This is a genomic window from Nitratidesulfovibrio sp. SRB-5 (genome assembly GCF_019931275.1).
GTDB lineage: Bacteria > Desulfobacterota > Desulfovibrionia > Desulfovibrionales > Desulfovibrionaceae > Cupidesulfovibrio.
This window is the reverse complement of record NZ_JAIOTY010000001.1, coordinates 60,177-78,856: the sequence shown is the minus strand read 5'-3', so window position 1 is coordinate 78,856 and position 18,680 is coordinate 60,177. Positions and strand designations below refer to the sequence as shown.

General features: G+C 71.5%; 12 protein-coding genes and 1 CRISPR repeat array (1 of these 13 only partly in view). Of the genes, 8 read left to right on the top strand and 4 right to left on the bottom strand.

Translation table 11 applies throughout. The features are described 5' to 3' along the window. Positions 1–39: 39 nt before the first annotated feature. Positions 40–717 (bottom strand): metallophosphoesterase family protein, encoded by a 678-nt coding sequence (locus K6142_RS00285; RefSeq protein ID WP_190243916.1) that lies wholly within the window; start codon positions 715–717, stop codon positions 40–42. Between the two features lie 259 nt (positions 718–976). Between K6142_RS00285 and K6142_RS00280 the strand changes: the two genes are divergently transcribed. Genes K6142_RS00280 through K6142_RS00260 form a run of 5 tightly spaced genes read left to right on the top strand, consistent with a single transcriptional unit; the run spans position 977 to position 5,875 of the window. Beyond that, a complete protein-coding gene (locus K6142_RS00280; protein WP_190243915.1) occupies positions 977–1,705 on the top strand; it encodes a 5-formyltetrahydrofolate cyclo-ligase in 729 nt (242 codons plus the stop codon). After that, the gene (locus K6142_RS00275) at positions 1,696–2,535 is read left to right on the top strand and encodes a polyphenol oxidase family protein (protein WP_190243914.1); all 840 of its coding nucleotides are present in this window, start codon (positions 1,696–1,698) and stop codon (positions 2,533–2,535) included. Before K6142_RS00280 ends, K6142_RS00275 begins: the two co-directional genes overlap by 10 nt. Positions 2,536–2,572: 37 nt before the next feature. Beyond that, on the top strand, positions 2,573–3,442 hold the full coding sequence (locus K6142_RS00270) for an aminodeoxychorismate/anthranilate synthase component II (protein ID WP_190243913.1): 870 nt from the start codon (positions 2,573–2,575) through the stop codon (positions 3,440–3,442). Then, complete coding sequence (locus tag K6142_RS00265; RefSeq protein WP_223380703.1) at positions 3,414–5,105, top strand: chorismate-binding protein; 1,692 nt, start codon at positions 3,414–3,416, stop codon at positions 5,103–5,105. Before K6142_RS00270 ends, K6142_RS00265 begins: the two co-directional genes overlap by 29 nt. Further along, positions 5,102–5,875, top strand: coding sequence for an aminotransferase class IV (locus K6142_RS00260; RefSeq protein WP_190246033.1), 774 nt, complete (start codon positions 5,102–5,104; stop codon positions 5,873–5,875). The genes K6142_RS00265 and K6142_RS00260 overlap by 4 nt, the downstream gene beginning before the upstream one ends. A 50-nt stretch (positions 5,876–5,925) precedes the next feature. Here K6142_RS00260 and dinB read toward each other — a convergent pair whose 3' ends face one another. Beyond that, positions 5,926–7,338: a DNA polymerase IV gene (gene dinB / locus K6142_RS00255; RefSeq protein ID WP_223290488.1), complete on the bottom strand. Its 1,413-nt coding sequence runs from the start codon at positions 7,336–7,338 to the stop codon at positions 5,926–5,928. Positions 7,339–7,740: 402 nt separating this feature from the next. Between dinB and K6142_RS00250 the strand changes: the two genes are divergently transcribed. The 3 genes from K6142_RS00250 to K6142_RS00240 all read left to right on the top strand — a co-directional run bounded on the left by K6142_RS00250 (position 7,741) and on the right by K6142_RS00240 (position 15,214). Beyond that, complete coding sequence (locus K6142_RS00250; protein ID WP_223380702.1) at positions 7,741–9,309, top strand: DNA repair exonuclease; 1,569 nt, start codon at positions 7,741–7,743, stop codon at positions 9,307–9,309. Continuing rightward, a complete protein-coding gene (locus K6142_RS00245) occupies positions 9,309–13,490 on the top strand; it encodes an AAA family ATPase (protein WP_223380701.1) in 4,182 nt (1,393 codons plus the stop codon). The genes K6142_RS00250 and K6142_RS00245 overlap by 1 nt, the downstream gene beginning before the upstream one ends. A gap of 416 nt (positions 13,491–13,906) precedes the next feature. Further along, entirely contained in the window at positions 13,907–15,214 is a 1,308-nt protein-coding gene (locus tag K6142_RS00240) for a GTPase (RefSeq protein ID WP_190243800.1), read from the top strand. Between the two features lie 186 nt (positions 15,215–15,400). Here K6142_RS00240 and K6142_RS00235 read toward each other — a convergent pair whose 3' ends face one another. Continuing rightward, positions 15,401–15,928: an acyl-CoA thioesterase gene (locus K6142_RS00235; RefSeq protein WP_012613416.1), complete on the bottom strand. Its 528-nt coding sequence runs from the start codon at positions 15,926–15,928 to the stop codon at positions 15,401–15,403. 75 nt (positions 15,929–16,003) lie between these two features. Further along, the gene (locus K6142_RS00230) at positions 16,004–17,005 is read right to left on the bottom strand and encodes an SIS domain-containing protein (protein ID WP_190243789.1); all 1,002 of its coding nucleotides are present in this window, start codon (positions 17,003–17,005) and stop codon (positions 16,004–16,006) included. A gap of 489 nt (positions 17,006–17,494) precedes the next feature. Next, positions 17,495–18,680: a CRISPR direct-repeat array (repeat unit 32 nt; unit sequence GTCGCACCCTTCACGGGTGCGTGGGTTGAAAC) (it continues 1,289 nt past the right edge of the window).

Below are 18,680 nucleotides of genomic sequence, written 5' to 3'. Positions count from 1 at the left end.
ACGCACGGTCCGCCCGTCCCGCCAACCGCCCCAGGCCTGCTACCCGCGCAAGACCTTCAGTTCCGCCGTCAGCGGGCCGTCTTCCGGTGCGCTGACCACGGCGTAGCCACCCGCGCCCAGCGCGCCGGGATTCACCACCACGGTGCGTCCGATGCGGTCCACCGCGCGCGATTCATGGATGTGCCCGCACAGGCACACGTCCGGCTGCACCGCCTCGATGAACGCCCGCACCGCCGGGCTGCCCACGTGCGCGCCGTTGCCCAGCCTGTCGCACAGGCTGTCCTTGGGCGGGGTATGCACGGCCAGCACCAGCCGGGGCCAGCGCCCCGCCTCTGCCCGCAACGCGTCCAGCCATTCGGCCAGCCGCGCTTCCGGCACCTCGCTGGGCGTGCCGAAGGGGGTGGGCGTGGAATGGCCCGCGCCCAGCAGGCCCACGCCGGGGGCCAGTTCTCGCGCGGCACGGTGGATGTTCCAGCCGCGCCCGTCCAGCCAGTCGGTCACCTCGGCCTTGTCCATGTTGCCGATCTGGGCGTGGATGGCCGGGTTGCGCGCGGCAATGGCCGTCAGCACGCGCTCGGCCTGGCGCACGCCGCCCACCACCGTGATGTCGCCGGTAATGATCACGCCCGCCGCCTCGGACAGGCCGGGAATGTCCGCGATGGGCGAAACGTCGTCGTGGATGTCGCCGAACGCTATCCAGTAGGGTGCGCTTTGCATGCGGAGCCTTCCTTGTTAGATTGCGTGACGGGGAGGGAGATGTGTAGCGCTGGTACCACCCGCGCCCGCACTCTACACCACGCACCCGCCACCTGACAAAACACCCTGGGGGGGGGGGCATTTCGAAGGCGTTGCGGCACGCCGGTCCCCACCGGCTCCACCAGACATCCCATACCTGACAGGCGCCCGGCGGGCATCCGCCAGACATCCGGCGGCTACGAAGCCCCCGCACCAACACGACTCCAACCCGGCATCCCACATGACGCACTCCACCCCGCCAGACGCCGAAGCCCGGCAGGCCCTGCGCCGCGCCATGCTGGCCCGTCGCGCCGCGCTGCCCCCCGACGAGGTCGCCCGCCTGGGCCATGCCGCGCAGGATGCCCTGCTGGCATCCCCCGCGTGGCAGGCCGCCCGGCAGGTGCTGCTGTACGTGGCCGTGCGCAACGAGACCGCAACCGCCCGCCTGCTGGACGCCGCCTGGGCGGACGGCAAGCAGGTGCTGCTGCCGCGTTGCGTGACGTCTGCTCCCGCATCCTCCGCAAATGCTGCCGCGTCCTCCGCAAATGCTGCCGCATCCTCCGCAAATGCTGCCGCATCCGGCTCCACATCCGCCCCCACCGCCAACTGCGACAACGAGATGTGCCTGGCCCCCTGCGCCTGCGCGGCGGACCTCAAGCCGGGGCGCTACGGCATCGCGGAACCGGACCCCGCTCGCTGCCCGGCCATCGACATGGACGCTGCCCCCGGTTCCGCGTCCTCCTTCGCACCCGACCTTGCCGTGATCCCCGGCGTGGCCTTCGACCGGCAGGGCAACCGCCTTGGTCACGGCGCAGGCTACTACGACCGTTTCCTGGCCCATCCGGCCATGGCCCGCACCGCGCTGGTGGGGCTGGCCTATGCCTTCCAGATCGTACCGGCGCTGCCCGTGGCCCCATGGGACCGCCCCGTCCACGCACTGTGCACCGAGGAGGGACTGACATGGCTGTAACCACCCCGTCGCTGGCCTTTCCGCCGCTTTCCCGTTCCGGCTCCCCCGCCACCAGTCCTGACGACGTCACCCCGCGTTGCATCCGCTTCGCCTTTCCCGGCGTGCCGGGGGTGCGTTGCGCCTTCCAGACCCGGCGCGGCGGCATCTCCGACGGCCCGTGGGCCGGGGGCAACATTTCCTACGAGGTGGGCGACGACTCCGCCGCCGTGGCCGCCAACCGCGCCGCCCTGGCCGCCAGCCTGAACCTGGCCGAATGGGTGGAGGCCAAGCAGGTGCACGGCGATGCCATGATCATCGACCCGGAACCTGTGCAACTGGCCGCCGCGCTGGCCGCAACCCCGGTGGCCCAGGCCGACGGCCTTGCCACCGCGCGCCCCGGCGTGGGGCTGGTCATCAAGACGGCGGACTGCCAACCCATCCTGCTGGCCCATGAAAGCGGCAGGTACGTGGCCGCGCTGCACGCCGGGTGGCGGGGCAACCGCATCGGCTTTCCGCAGTCGGGCGTGCGCGCCTTTTGCGAACGTTACGGCTTTCCCCCGCAAGAGGTGCTGGCCGTGCGCGGCCCCAGCCTTGGCCCGGCGGCGGCGGAATTCGTCAACTTCGCCACGGAATGGGGGCAGGACTTCGCCCGCTGGTTCCGCTCGGCCAGCCGCACCATGGACCTGTGGACGCTGACCCGCCATCAGCTTGCCGAGGCGGGCCTGCTGCCGGAACGCATCTACGGGCTGGACCTGTGCACCCACACCCTGACCGACGACTTCTTCTCCTACCGCCGCGCCGCCACCACCGGACGGCAGGCGTCCATCATCTGGATGGAAGGCCAGGGGTAGGCCGGCCCGCCACCACCGGACGCCGCACCACAACCGCATGCGCATCCTGCTTGCCGACAATCACGACAGCTTCACGCGCAACCTCGAACACCTGCTGGTGGCCGCCACCGGCTGCGTGCCCACGGTCGTGCCGGTGGACCGGCTGGATGAAGTCACGACCGGCTGGCCCCATGCGTTCGACGGTCCGGCCCCCGCAGACCCCGCCGCCCGCTGGGACCTGCTGGTGATCTCGCCCGGCCCCGGCACGCCGGAGGAATACCCGCAGTACGCGCCGCTGCTGGGCGGCGAGGCCACGCGGGTGGCGCGCGCGTCTCGCATGGCGGGCGCAACGGACACGACAGGCGCAATGGGCGGGACAGGCACAACAGGCACAACGGGCACAACGGGCGACGGCACCGATGCCACCCTGCGCGCCGGTCAATCCGCCGGGATTATCACCGCACTGGCCGCAACCTCGTCCCCCGATCCGTCCGTGGCCGTGCCCGCCGTTCCGGCTGCCACATCATCTCCCGACCGATCCGCAGTCTCCCCCGCCGCCACGGCGTCTCCCCACTGCGCCCCAGCCTGCCCCGTGCCGGTGCCCGTGCTGGGCATCTGTCTTGGCCTGCAAATCATCAACGCCCATTTCGGCGGGGTCACAGCGCCTCTGCCGGGTTGCGTGCACGGCAAGCCGGACACCCTGCACTACGCCGGGCAGGCCCGCACCGTGGCCCGCTACCATTCGCTGCACCTGTCCGCCATGGGCGCGGGCATGCGCGTGCTGGCCCGCAACGGGCAGGGGGTGGTCATGGCCGCCCGGCACCGCTGCCTGCCCCTGCTGGGCTACCAGTTTCACCCCGAATCATTCCTCACCCCGGACGGGGTGTGGTGGATACGCCATGCGCTGCACGCTCTCTGCCTGCGCTGACGCCGACGCCTTCGCGTCCTTTGCCCTGTCCTGCGCCCGGCAGGGTGCGGACCTGCTGCTGTGCCATCCGGATTCCGGGCACGCGGATGCGGGCCATGCGGATTCCGGCATGGGGGAGGTGCTGCGCGCGGGTGTCGGCGCGTCCGGCCTGCCCGCCGCCCCCCCCGGCGCCACCCTCGGCGCCACCCTCGGCGCAATCGACGCAACTGGCGCAACTAACGTAACTGGCACAACTAACGTAACTGGCGCAACCGTCATAACCGCCGCCCCGCACGTCCACACCGCCATGCCGCCCGGCTGGACGGTCTGGCCCGGCGGCGAGGGCCAAGGCCCGTGCTGCCTCGTGGGCATCGGCCCGCGCGCGGAACTGTGTCTGGGCGACCCGGCGTCCGACACGCTTCCCCCGGACCATGAACCCGGCCCGCACACCGACGCCGCGCTGGCCGCCTTCCTCGGCCTGCCGCCGCCGCTCGGGGCGCATTCCACAACACCACCGCGCGACGGCGCGCCCCTCCCCTGGCAGCCCGCCCGCGCCGACCACGACATCGCCCTCGGCTTTCTGGCCTACACCTACGGCCTGCCGCGCTTCGGCATCCGCAGCGCCAAGCCCCGCGTGCTGCCCCACGCCCTGCTGCGCCGCTATCACGCCGTGGCCCGCTGGAACCCGGCCACCGGCGCGCTCACCCTGTCCGTGCACCCGGACGCCCCGCCGGACATGGCCGTCCGCTGCGCCCGCCTGCTGGCCGACGCCCCCCCGCCCGCCGCGTTCACCACCCTTGCCAGTTGCGCCGCCCTGCCGCCCTCGCTGGACCGCGCGGGGTACACGGCGGGCGTGCGCGAGGTGCTGCGCCGCATCCGCGCGGGCGATACCTACCAGTGCAACCTGTCCACCCGCTTCGGCCTGCACGCGCCGGGGCTGGACTCGGCGGGACTGGACCCGGCGGCCCTTTCGCTGCACCTGTGGCGCACCCGGCCCGCCCCTTTCCACGGCTTGTTCCGCATCGGCGGCCGCCACGTGGTGTCCGCCTCGCCGGAGCGATTCCTGCGCGTGGATGCGCCGGGCGGCGGCCCGGCCCGCGTGCTGTCTCAGCCCATCAAGGGCACACTGGCCTTCGGCCCCGGCACGCCGCATCCCGTCTGGCATCCCGGCCTGCCGGGCCTGCTGGCCGCCACCCCCAAGGAGCGCGCCGAACTGTCCATGATCGTGGACCTGGTGCGCAACGACATCTCGGCGGACTGCGCCCACGGCAGCGTGGCCGTGGCCCGGCACTGCGCCACCTTTCGCGTGGGCGGCGCGGCCAGCGGCCTCGTGCAGATGTATTCCGACGTCACCGGCACCCTGCGGCCCGACCGCACCTGTCTGGACCTCTTGCTGTCCGCCTTTCCCGGCGGATCGGTGACCGGCTGCCCCAAGCGGCGCACCCTGGCCATCATCGAGGCCGGGGAACCGCACAGCCGCGAGGTGTACTGCGGCAGCCTGCTGGCCATGGCCGACGCCCGCACCATGGACGCCTCCATCGCCATCCGCACCGGCTGGCACGACGCGGCAACGGGCCGCTTCGAACATTGCGCGGGCAGCGGCATCGTCGTGGACTCGGACCCGGAAAGCGAATACGAAGAAACATGGGCCAAGGCAGCCAACTTCCGGGAGGTATGCGCATGATCCACTGGCGGAGCGGCGCGCTGCACGAGGGCGGGGTACGGCTGGACATCGGCAGTCCGGCATTCCGGTACGGGGCCGGGTTCTTCGAAACCATCCTGTGGAACGGGCACGGGCCCAGCCGCCTGGACGCGCATCTGGCGCGCCTGCAGGCCAGCCTGGACCATTTCGGCCTGGTGGCCGAGCCCGTGGACTACCCGGCGGTCATCGCGGAAGTGGTGCGCGCCAACGGCCTTGCCGAACGGCAGGCGCGGGTGAACATCATCGCCCCGCTGGAGGACGAGGACGCTGCCATGGCCCCGCTGGTCACCGCCGCCCCCTACGACCCGCCCGCGCCCGACCGCACCTACAGCCTGCGCCTGGCCCCGCCCGCCACGCTGGGCTCGCTGGCCCTGCACAAGTCCATGAACTACATGCTCTGCTACCTGGAACGCAGGGCCGCCCGCGCCCTGGGCCAGGACGACGCCGTGCTCACCCAGCCCGGCGGCATCGTCACCGAGGCCACCACCGCCGCGCTGCTGTTCGGCGACGGCGACTGCTTCTGCACCCCCACCGGCGGCTGCCGCCTGCCCAGCACCACCCTGGCCGCCGTGCGCGAGCTGCTGCCCGTGCGCGACTGCACCGTGCGCGCCGGCGAGCTGCGCGCCTTCCGCCACGCCTATATGCTGAATTCGCTGCAAGGCATGCGCCCGGTCACGGTCATCGGCTCGCATGCCTTCACGCCCGATTTCGCCACCTGCGAGCGGTGCAATCCGGTGTTGCTGGGGGAATAAGCAAAGACTGCCGGAAACTGCCTCTTGAAAGGCAGCCGCAACGGAGCGACCTACTTCTTCCTGGAATCGAACCCGAACAGGCGGCCACGCACCACGGCCTCGCGGCCATGCCGATCGCGCAGGGCGTCCAGCGCGGCATCCAGTTTCCTGCGGCGCTTCTCGTCCGGCGGCGGGATGGATTCGGCGGGAATGGCGGCGGCGGCGATGTGGTCACCCGATGCATCTGGCCCATCTGGCGCATCTGGCCCGTCCTGCTCGTCATGCTCGGCGGATGCCCCCACGCGGCGCGCACCGTCCGCGCCCCGCGCCCCGGCGTCCCTGCCGCCCCCCCCGCCTGCCGTTCCCCGTCCCGGCCCGTCCCTGCCAACCCCCTTCCCACCCTTTCCCCTGCCGGGAATCTCCAGCGGCAGGGTGAGCTGGCGCGGGCCGTGGTGCGCCGGGCCGAAGTTGGACACCCCCACCCCGATCAGCCGCACCCTGTCCGCCAGGGTCAGGGCGTCCAGCAGGCGGCACGCCTCGTCGAAGATGGTCTCGGTGGACGCCGTGGGCTCCGGCAGGCTGTGGCTGCGGGATATGGACCGGAAGTCCGCGTACTTCACCTTCAGCGTGATGGTGCGGCCCGCCAGCCGCTGCCGCCGCAGCGATGCCCCCACCCGCTCGGCCTGCGCCAGCAGCCAGCGCCGCAGCACGGCACGGTCGGCGGTGTCCTCGGAAAAGGTGTTCTCCGCGCTTTCCGACTTAGGCTCGGAATACGGTTCCACCTCGCGCGGGTCCACGCCGCTGGCCCGTTCGTGCAGGTGCACGCCCCCCTTGCCGAAGCGCCGCTCCCAGAATTCGCGCGAATAGCGCAGCACGTCGCCCGCGAAGCGCACGCCCAGCTGTTCCAGCGCATCCAGTGACCGCTTGCCCACCCCCGGTATGCGGCCCACGGGCAGGGTGCGCAGAAATTCCGCCACGTCTTCCGGGTACAGGATGAACAGGCCGTTGGGCTTGTTCACGTCCGAGGCGATCTTGGCCAGGAATTTCACCGGCGCCGCGCCCACCGAGCAGGTCAGCCCCCCGGTCACGTCCAGCACGCGGGCCTTCACCGCCATGCCCATGTTCTCAACCGGGCCGAACAGCCGCTCCAGCCCCGTGGCGTCCAGATAGGCCTCGTCCACCGAGGCGGGTTCCACCAGCGGCGAGAATTCGCGCAGCGCGTCCATGATGCGGTGCGAAATCTCGGCGTAGCGGCGCATGCGCCCCGGCACCACGATCAGGTGCGGGCACAGCCGCAGCGCCGTGCTCATGGGCAGGGCAGAACGCACGCCAAAGCGCCGCGCCTCGTACGACGCGGCGGAAACGACCCCCCGGTGCGAGCCGCCCACGGCCACCGGCTTGCCCCGCAGGGAAGGGTCGTCCATCTGCTCCACGGACGCGAAAAAGGCGTCCATGTCGATATGCATGATCCAGCGTTGCGCCATGCCCACGTTCTAGCAGAGGGGCGACGGGGCCGGAAGCGGGGCGCGGTTGTCGGGCCCGGTGGGTTCACCCGGCGAAGAATACCGCCCGGGCTGGCGATCACGCCCTGGCCGCCATCACATCCCGCCAGACCGGCAATCACATCCGGCCCTGACAGGCAACCTCATCCCGCCTGACCGCCCTTTGCGGCGCGGACACGGTGACGGCCCGCCGCCCGCCGTGCTAGACAGGGTGGGTGCCGTTGCCGCACGGGACATTTCGCCATCCCCGCACGGCCTCCTGCGCACGGCCATCCCCGCACGGCCATCCTGCTGACGGGCACCCCGCTCGCCACGCAAGCCGCAGGGCGCACGTTCGTTCGGCGCAATTTCCGCCGCACCCCGCACTTCAACCCACGGTCACCCATGCCAGCGTTCCGCTTCGTCCATGCCGCAGACCTGCACCTCGACGCCGCCTTCACGGGCGTCTCGCGCGACCTTTCGCCCCGCCTGGCCGACCGGCTGCACCGCGCCACCTTCACCGCGTGGGAGCGGCTGGTGGACCTGTGCCTTGCCGAACGGCCCGACGCCCTGCTCATCGCGGGCGACGTACACAACCACGAGGACGGCAGCCTGCGCGCCCAGGTGGCCCTGCGCGACGGCTGCGCGCGTCTGGCGGACGCGGGGGTGCGGGTGTTCATCGCCCACGGCAACCACGACCCGCTTACCTCGCGGGTGCATTCGCTGCACTGGCCGGACGGGGTCACCGTGTTCGGCCCGCAGGTGGAATCGCACGCCCTGACCCGCGACGGGCGCGTGGTGGCCGTGGTGCACGGCATCAGCCACGAGACAGACCGCGAAGGCCGCAACCTGGCCAAACGCTTTGCCCGCGCGGCCACCGTGCAGGGCATGGTTCACGGCATGGTTCAGGACGTGGACGTGCCCCCCGGCGCGCCGCAGATCGGCGTGCTGCACTGCAACGTGGGCGCCACGCCCGGCACGCGCGACGCGGGCCGCTACGCCCCCTGCACCCTGGACGACCTGATCGGCACGGGGCTGGACTACTGGGCGCTGGGGCACATCCACCTGCCGCAGGTGCTGCGCACGCGGCCCCATGTGGTCTACCCCGGCTCCACGCAGGGGCTGCACATCAACGAGGACGGCCCGCGCGGCTGCCACCTGGTCACCGTGCACGACGACGGCGAGGTGGAAACGGAATTCCGGCCCCTGGCCCCGGTGCGCTGGCAGGTGGTGGAGGTGGCCATAGGGGCCAATGGCAATGGCGGAGCGGACGGCGACACTGGAGCCAATGGCGACGACGCGGGCACGCCCACCGGCGCGGCCTCGCTGGAAGCCCTGCATGGCCGCATCCTGGAGGCCATGGAACGCGCCGCCGCAGGGGATGCGGCGGACAGCGCGCCCGGCACGCCCGGTGTGTCTGGCGCGCCCGCCTTCCCGGTGGAAGCCGCCCTGTTCCGGGTGATCCTGCACGGGCGCGGCCCGCTGGACCGCCACCTGCGCCGCCCCGGCGCGGTGGAAGGCCTGCTGGAAATGCTGCGCGAGGCCGGTGCCTCGCTGGATCCCCTTGCCTGGGTCAAGGACATCGAACTGCGCACCCGGCCCGACGTAGACATGGACGCACTGCGCCGCCGCGACGACCTGCTGGGCGAGGTGCTGCGCGTGGCCGCCGCCGCGCGGGGCCTGCCGGAACCTCCAGCGGGCGATGACGCCGCCTGCCCCACGGGCAAGCCCCACGCCGCATCACCCGACGCGCCATCAGACGGCGCGCCCCCCGGCACCCCGGCACCCGATCTTTCCCCACAGCCAGACCCCGCTGCCCTGCGCGCCCTGGCCGCAGCCGTGCTCGCCCCGCTGTACGACGGCCCGCGCGGTCGCCGTTTCCTCGGCCCGTCCGACGCCCTTGCCCCCGAAGACCTGGCCGCCCTGCTGGACGACGCCGAACGCATCTGCTGCGACATGCTGGAGGCCGACTGATGTACATCCAGCGCGCGCACATCGACGGCTTCGGCGTTCTGGCGGGCCAGACCATCCAGCAACTGCCGCCGGGGCTGTCCATTTTCCTCGGCAGCAACGAGGCGGGCAAATCCACCTGCCTCGACTTCTTCCGGGCCATGCTGGCGGGCTACCCGCGCAGCCGCGCCGCGCACCGCGTGCCCCTTTCGGGCCGCGCGGCGGATGCGGGCGGCACGCTCACCCTGCACACCGACCGCTGCGGCGTGGTGCGGCTTACCCGCCGACCCGGCGCGCACGGCGGCACGCTGACCTTTACCGATGCCAACGGAACGCCGCTGGACGCGGAACTGGCCGCCGCCCTGCTGCACGGGGTGACGCCCGACCTCTACCGCAACATCTACGGGTTCAGTCTTTCGGAATTGCAGGAATTTTCCTCGCTCTCGGCGGAAGGCGCGCGCAACGTGCTGCTGGGTGCCGGGGCCGGGCAGGGGCTGCGTCCGCCCAGCCAGTTGCTGGATGATCTTGCGGGCCGCATGGCCGCGCTGTACCTGCCGGAGGGCCGCAAGCCGCCGCTCAACGAGGCGCTGAAGGAACTGGAAACCCTGCGCGCCACCCTGCGCACCCACGAGCGGGACACCGCCCGCTACGACGCCCTGTCCGCCGAGCTGGACGACCTGTCCGCCCGGCTGGCCGGTGTGCGCGCCGATCGCGCCGGGCGCGAGGCCGAACACCGCGCGCTGGAACGCCGTCTGGGCGTGTGGCGGCAATGGCAGGAACTGGTGGCCGTGGAAGGGCAGCTGGCCCGGCTGGACGTGGTGGTGGAACGCTTTCCGCAGGACGGCAAGGCCCGCTTCGAACGGGAGCGAGAGCGCGCCGCCGAACGGGGCCTGCGGGCACAGGGGCTGCGCACCCAACTGGCGGGGCTGGAGTCAACGCTGGCCCAGCGCACCCCCGACGCCCGGCTGCTGGCCGCCGCCCCCGAACTGCGCACCCTGCTGGAACGCAAGGCCAGCTACCGCAACGCTCGTGCCGCCCTGCCCGCCCTGCTGGCCGATCTGGAACGCAACCGCGCCGACCGGGAACGGCTGCTAGCCGTCCTTGGCGCGGGCTGGACCCCGGAGCGGGTGCGCGGCTTCGACCGTTCCCTGTTCACGCGCGAGGCCATCGCCACGCACGAGGGCGCCATGGACGCCGCCGGGGCCGACCTGCGCCAGACCCGCGCCGAGCGTGACCGACGCGCCGCAGAACACGAATCCGCCCGCCACGCGGCGGAACTGGCGCAGGCCCAGACCGACGCGCTGGGCGCGGACTCCGTCGATACCCTCGGCGCGGAACAGGCCGAACGGCTGCGCACCCTGCGCGCCCAGGCCGGTGCCGCGCAGGCCGAGCTGCCGGGGCTGCGCGCCGAACAGGGCGTGCAGGCCGCCGCACTGGCCCGGTCACTGACGGACATTTCCCCCGGCTGGACCCCGGACACCCTGCGCGGCTTCGACACTTCTCCCCGCGCCCGCGAGGCGCTGGCCGCCCGCGCCCGCACCGTCACCCATGCCGCCGACGCCGCCCGCGAGGCCGCCCGCAGGGCCGACGAACTGGCCGCGCAGCTGGACGACCTGTCCGCCGGGCGCGACCAGGCCATCATGGCCGCACGGGCCATTGCCGCGCCCGGTCGCGAGGAACTGGACCGCCGGACAGAGGCCGTGCGCCGCCTGCGCCATGTGGTCAACGGACTTGCGCTGGAGACGGAACGCACGACCGAAGCCGCCCGCTCGGAGCGGGACCACGCCGCCAACGCGCCCGTGGCCCGCACGTCGGTGGCGCTGCTGGCCCTTGGCGGCGTGCTGCTGGCCGGGGGCGCGCTGTCCGCCGGGCTGCTGCTGGCGGCAATGCGGGGCGCGCTGGACATTTCCGCCGCCTCTCCCCTCGCCGGGCTGGCCCCCTTTGCGGCCATGGGCCTTGCGCCCGTGTACCTGTGCGGGGTGGCCGCGCTGTGCGGCCTTGCACTGCTGGCAGCGGGCTGGCCCCGGCGCGATGCGGCGGAACAGGCCACCCACGCGGCCCGCGCCACCCAGCTTGCCGCGCGGCAACGTGAACTGGCCGAACGCCGCGACGCGTTGCGCGCCGATGCCGCTCGCCTGCTGCGCGAGGCGGGAATATCCGATGCCGAAGCCTCCCCCGACGGATATTTCCTTGACGTATCCGGCCTTGCCGACCGCGTGGACATGACCGAACGCGCGCTGGAGCGCGCCCGCGACGAGCGCGCCAAGCGCGACAGGGCCGATGCCGAGGCCGCCGCCCGCGAATCCGACTGCGCCACCCTGCGCGCCCGGCACATGCAGGCCCTGCACACCCGCGAAGCGGCGGAAACGGCCCTGCATCAGGCCCGCGCGGACTGGGCCGCGCACTGCGCCGCGCTCGCCCTGCCGGAATCCTTCCCCCCCGAAGCGGCCCCCGGCCTGTTCGACCGGGTGGAGGCCTGCATGGCCCGCGCGGCGCAGGCCGATGCACTGGCCGCCCGCGTTGCCGCCCTTGCGGCGCAGGTGACCACTCTGGCCGATATGGCCCGCCGCGTGCCCGCCCTTGCCCCGCTATGTCCCAATGAGGCGGACGGCCCGGCAATGACTGACGAAGCCGCCGCCGCCCTGCTGGCCGGTGTGGACCGCCTGCTGGCCGACCTGCGCGCCGCCGAGGCCCGGCGGCAGGAGCGGGAACGGGCGCTGGCGGAACTGGCCGCCCGGCGCGACCGGGAACAGCAGGCCCTGGCCGCCGTGCAGGACGCCGACGCCGCGCTGCACGCCGCAACCGCCACGGCGGACGCGGCCACGGACGCATGGCGCGCCTGGCTGGCCCAGCGCGGCCTTTCTCCGGACCTGACCCCGGCCACCGCCCGCGATGCCCTTGGGATCATGGACGACTGGCTGCGCCTGGACAACGAAGCTGCCGGTCTTGCCGCCCGACGCGCCGCGCTGGACGCGGAACTGGCCGCGCTGGAAACCCCGCTGGCGCGCATTGCAGCGGACTGCGCCAACGCCCTGCCCGACGCCGCCCGTGGCGATGACCCCGTAGCCACGCTGGACGCGCTGGCCGCCGCCGCCCAGACCGCCGTGGCCATGGCCGCCGAGCGGGACAGGCTGGCCGCCCGACACGCGGAACTGCGGGCCGAACTGCACGAGGCGGAGGCCGCCCACGACGCGGCCAAAGCCGCCGTGGACGAGCTTTTGGCCGCTGGCGACGCCGCCGACGGAGAAGACTTCCTGCGCCGCGCCGCATCCTTTGCGGAGCGGCAGGAACTGCTGCGCCGCAAGGGCGACCTGACCGACCACCTGACCGCCGCCCTGCCCGACATTTCGGTTCCCGCAACGGGCAGCGGGTCCGATGGCCCATCCGCCACCCCTCAGGCAGACCCACTGGCCGCGCTGCGCGCCGAAATGGCCAGCGCCGACCGCGAGGCCATGCAGGCCCGGTGCGACGAACTGGCCGGGGAACTGGCCTCTCTGGCCGCGCAGGAAGCGGAACTGGTGGACAAGGCCGCCGCGTTGCGCGTGCAGCGCGAGCAGGTGGCCACCGCCGACGAAGTGGCCGCCCTGCGCAGGCAGGAAGCCGCCCTGCTGGAATCTGCCCGCCAGATGGCCCTGGAATGGAGCCGCAACGCCCTGGCCCGCCACCTCATCGACACGGCGCGGCGGCGCTTCGAGCGGGAGCGCCAGCCCCACGTGATCCGCGAGGCGGCGGCCATCTTCCGGACCATCACCGGGGGACGCTGGCAGTCCATCGCCGCATCGCTGGAAGACGGCGTGCCCCGCGCCGTGCCCGCCGACGGCGAACCGGTGCCGCACGAGCACCTCAGCCGGGGCACCCGCGAGCAGTTATACCTGGCCCTGCGCCTGGGCTACGTGCGCACCCACGCCCTGCACGCCGAGCCGCTGCCCCTGATAATGGACGACATCCTGGTCAACTTCGACCCGGAACGGGCGGCGCGCACCGCCGCCGCCCTGGCCGAACTGTGCGGGAAACGCGACGGGCGGGACGACGTGGCCCCGAATGCTGCCGACGCCCCCCCGAACGATGCCGCCACAATCGCAGGCGGCAAGCCGCACCAGATACTGTTCTTCACCTGCCACCCGCACACCGTGGACATGCTGCGCACGGCGGCGCCCGATGCCGCCCTGTTCACCGTGGAACGCGGCGCCATAACCGCCGCCTGAGCTGTCGGCGCGGCCCCGTGCCGCGCCGGTTCGGGCAGGCCCGTGCCGATCCGCAGCCGGTCAGCAACCGGTCCGCAACCGGATGCTGCCAGCTGTCATCGGACACGACCAGACGCGACAGACTTGCGCACCCCCCGCAGGTCTCCCTGCCCGCGGGTTGACGCCGTCCGCATAGCTTGCCATGTCATAAGAAATATCCCCCGTGTGAATGCGGGGGATGCCCATCCAATCTCTCCGGACCATCGCAAGCTACCCCCTGCGCAGTTCCGCCACCACAGGAGGTCCGCCGCATGACCAGATCATCCCGCGCCACCAGCCCCGCCCTCTCCGCCCGACCTGCCCAATCGGCCAAACTGGCCGCCACCTGCCGCGCGCCCGTGCCCGCCGACGGCGCTGGAGTGCGCAACGTGGTGATCATGGGCGCAGCCGGGCGCGACTTCCACAACTTCAACGTGCTGCTGCGCAACGACCCCGCCGTGCACGTGGTGGCCTTCACCGCCGCCCAGATCCCGGACATCGACGGGCGCTGCTACCCGGCGGCGCTGGCCGGGCCGCACTACCCGGACGGGGTGCCCATCCTGGCCGAACGCGAGCTGACGACCCTGTGCCGCGACAACGACGTGCACGAGGTGATCTTTTCGTACAGCGACGTATCGCACGAAACGGTCATGCACGCCGCCTCGCTGGCGCTGGCCGCCGGGGCGGACTTTCGCCTGCTGTCGCCCGCCGCCACCATGCTGCGCGCGGACAAGCCCGTGGTGGCCGTCACCGCCGTGCGCACCGGCTGCGGCAAGTCGCCGGTCACCCGGCACCTGTGCGCGGCGTTTCTGGCGCGGGGCATCCGCCCGGTGGTGGTGCGCCACCCCATGCCCTACGGCGACCTGGAACGGCAGGCGGTACAACGCTTCGCCAGCCACGCGGACATGGACGCCGCCGACTGCACGGTGGAGGAACGCGAGGAATACGAACACCTGGTGGATGCGGGCATCACGGTGTTCGCCGGGGTGGACTATGCGCGCATCCTTGCGGCGGCCCAGGCCGAGGCCGACGTGCTGTTATGGGACGGCGGCAACAACGACACCCCCTTCTTTCGCCCGGACGTGCATCTGACCGTGCTGGACCCGCTGCGCGCCGGGCACGAGCTGACCTACCACCCCGGCGAAACCAACCTGCGCATGTGCCACGTTGCCGTAATCAACAAGATGGACACGGCCACGCCGGAACAGGTGGCCACGGTGCGCGCCAGCATCGCCGCCGCCAACCCCGCCGCGCGGGTGCTGCTGGCCGATTCGGTGGTGGAGGTGGACGACCCCGCCGCCATCCGCCGGGCGCGGGTGCTGCTGGTGGAAGACGGCCCCACCCTGACCCACGGCGGCCTGCCCTTCGGCGCGGCCGAGGCTGCGGCGGAGATGCACGGCGCGGGCCGCATCGCCGATCCGCGCCCGTATGCGCAGGGCTCGCTGAAGCAGGTGTTCGAGAACTACCCCCACCTGGGCAAGGCCCTGCCCGCCATGGGCTATTCGCGCCAGCAACTGGACGATCTGGAAGCCACCATCAACGCCACCCCCTGCGATCTGGTGCTGCTGGGCACACCGGTGCGTCTGGACCGGCTGATCCGCATCGACCGGCCATGGCTGCGGGTGCGCTACACCTACCGCGACCGGCCCGACGCGGAGGACGGGGCCGGGCTGGCGGAAGCCGTGCTGGAACTTCTGGGCAGATAGCGGGACGATGCACGGACGCTCCGTGCGAAGACATGGCGCTTCACGCCGAACATGCACCAACACAGAAAAATGGGGGACGCCGCGTTCGCGGCATCCCCCATTTCCATTCTGCGCTCCCTGCTTCCGCAGCCCGGCGCGGCGTGGCGCGCTGGCGGCTTTCCGCCTTTGCGCCGCCGGAGCGGCAGTTCAGTAATAGTGCTCCACCTCTTCCACGGTGGCCGTGGCCAGCGCTTCTTGCGCGGCCTTTTCGCGCTTGCGCTCGTCGCGCCGCTGTTCGCGGCGGCGTTGCGCCTCGCGGTTGCGGCGGTGCTGGGCGGGTGTTTCCAGCAACAGTTCAGGTACGGGCACGGGCTTGCGGTCCGGCCCCATGGACACGAAGGTCAGGTAGGCCGAGGCGGCATGGCGCGATTCGCCGGTGAGCAGGTTTTCCGCTTCCACCCGCACGCCCACTTCCAGCGAGGTGCCACCGGCAAGGTTCACGCTGGCCTTCAGCTGCATCAGCTCGCCCACGTGCACCGGCGCGCGAAAGTCCATGCGGTCGATGGAGGCCGTCACCACGGCCGTGCGGCAGTGGCGCATGGCGGCCACGGCCCCGGCAAGGTCGATGTGCTTCAGGATCACCCCGCCGTGCACGTTGCCCGCGGGGTTGGCGTCCTCTGGCAGGGGGCGGTGGGTCATCACCACTTCGCTGTCTTGCACGCGCTTGGCGCTCATGCGGCTGGCTCCGGGCGGTGTTGGGGTGACGAAACGCGGGGGACGGAAACGTACGCTGCGGGGCGCGCGCCGTGGCTACCCGGCAAAGCTCACGCCGCCCTTGCCCAGCAGGTCGTGCAGGTGGATGAGGCCCAGCAGGCGGTGCGCATCGTCCACGATGGGCAGCACGGTGATGGCCTTCTGCTCCATGATGTCCAGCAGTTCCGCCACGGACTGGTCACTGCGGGCGCTGCGCGGGTTGCAGGTCATGATGGCCGTCACCGGGGTGCGCGGGGCATAGTCGCCCCGGATCACCGCACGGCGCACGTCGCCGTCGGTAAGTATCCCCATCAGCCTGCCGCTGCCGTCCACCACGGCCACCGCGCCAAAGCCGCCCTTGTCCAGCACGCGCACGGCCTCTTCCTGGCCCACGTCGTCCTGGGTGACCGGAATGCCGGTGGTGTGCATCAGCTCCTGCACGCGCAGGCGCAACCGCTGGCCCAGCGAACCGCCGGGGTGGTAGCGCAGAAAGTCGTTTTCAGTAAACGATTTCCAATGGATGAGACACACCGCAAGGGCATCGCCCAGAGCCAGTACCGCCGTGGTGGATGCCGTGGGGGCCAGGTTGTGGGGGCACGCCTCGCGCGGGACGCCGGAATCCAGCACCACGTCGGCGGCGCGGCCCAGTGTGGACTGCGCCTTGCCGGTCATGGCGATGATGGAGGTGCCGATGGCCCGCAGGCTGGGCAGGATGGCGTTCAGTTCGTCCGTCTCGCCGGAATTGGAGATGGCGATGACCACGTCCTCGGCCCGCAGGCTGCCCATGTCGCCGTGCGCGCCTTCCACCGGGTGCAGGAAGAACGCCGGGGTGCCGGTGGAAGACAGGGTGGCGGCCAGCTTGCGGCCCACCAGACCCGACTTGCCAAGCCCGGTGACCACCACGCGGCCCCGGCAGCCCGCCAGCAGGGCCAAGGCCGCCTCGAACGAGGGGCCAAGCCTGTCGCGTACCGCCGTCAGGCCTTCTATTTCGATATCGAGCACGTCGCGCCCGAGGGGTATCCAGTCGGTGCGGCGTTCGCCGCAGGTGCAATCGCTCATGCCGTGGAAATCCTGTGGATGTTGCGGATATGCCGGGGTTGCCGGGCAGGCCGGTCATGACCGGGTGTACCGGTTACGACCAGACGAGCCGGGTACAACCGGATGGGCCGGACATTGCCAGACATTGCCCGACATTGCCCGACATTGCCTGACATTGCCTGACGGGCTGCGCTGGCGCGGCGTCCTTCTCTTCCCCCGAAATGCGGGGCGGGTCAACCTGTACCCGCGAGCACACGAAAGACAGAGCCGTAGTGGCAGCACCGGTCACCGGGCGAGGCGCACGCCAGCCCCTAGCCGCATTGCACGCGACAACCGCGAACCTCATATGCACCGAAAAATCCCAGCGGGTCCGCGGTTGCTCAACAGCCTGCAATCACACACGTCCCCCCGCAGGGCAACACACTTTGCCCCTTTGCGCATGGACAGTCCGACCGATTCGCGGAATAGTGGTCGTCGATAAAAGCCCTCCGGAATGTCACGCTGGGGGGCGTCGCACCCTTCACGGGTGCGTGGGTTGAAACAACAGTGAGACGCGCCGCGTCACATGGCGCGATAGTCGCACCCTTCACGGGTGCGTGGGTTGAAACACCCTGCACGCCGCCGATGCCGCCCGCCAGGTCCGTCGCACCCTTCACGGGTGCGTGGGTTGAAACATTTGCACTCTTTCCTAGCAACTCGCGCCCGTTGTCGCACCCTTCACGGGTGCGTGGGTTGAAACTCCCGGTGCCTCGGCCTCTGCTTCCTCGTCTCCGTCGCACCCTTCACGGGTGCGTGGGTTGAAACTTTGCGGTGAGTTGCACAGCCAGTTCCGCCCGTGTCGCACCCTTCACGGGTGCGTGGGTTGAAACTCCCAGGGCAGCATGGGGCGGGGCGGCGCTTCGCGTCGCACCCTTCACGGGTGCGTGGGTTGAAACTCCCAGTGACGCTCCGTGAAACCGCTGCGGCCAAGTCGCACCCTTCACGGGTGCGTGGGTTGAAACGCGCGCGGTAATGACGATGTCGCAGACGGCCAACGTCGCACCCTTCACGGGTGCGTGGGTTGAAACCTTGCCGTAGCGGTTGATGCCGATGTCATACAGGTCGCACCCTTCACGGGTGCGTGGGTTGAAACGTGCTTGTGCCGCGCCTTCGCAACAGCTTGCCTGGTCGCACCCTTCACGGGTGCGTGGGTTGAAACAACCATCCGGACAGGAACTTGCGGTAGTCCACCAGTCGCACCCTTCACGGGTGCGTGGGTTGAAACTGACCCAAGGGGGGCGCAAGCCCCCCCCCAAAGAGGGTCGCACCCTTCACGGGTGCGTGGGTTGAAACCGTCCGCGCACGGTGTGGGACTTGCCAACCAAGCCGTCGCACCCTTCACGGGTGCGTGGGTTGAAACTCATTCGGTGGGGGTTGCATCCTCCACCGGCACGTCGCACCCTTCACGGGTGCGTGGGTTGAAACTGGGACTGCGAGGTGCTGGCCCTGGCCGGAGCCCGTCGCACCCTTCACGGGTGCGTGGGTTGAAACCCGTCTTGGCAATGCCTGGGACAACCTTTTGCGTGTCGCACCCTTCACGGGTGCGTGGGTTGAAACCCTCGGGCCACGCTCTTCATGGGGCTGGCGCTCTCGTCGCACCCTTCACGGGTGCGTGGGTTGAAACCATCGGTTGCGCCCCCTGTTGCGATAGTAGTGC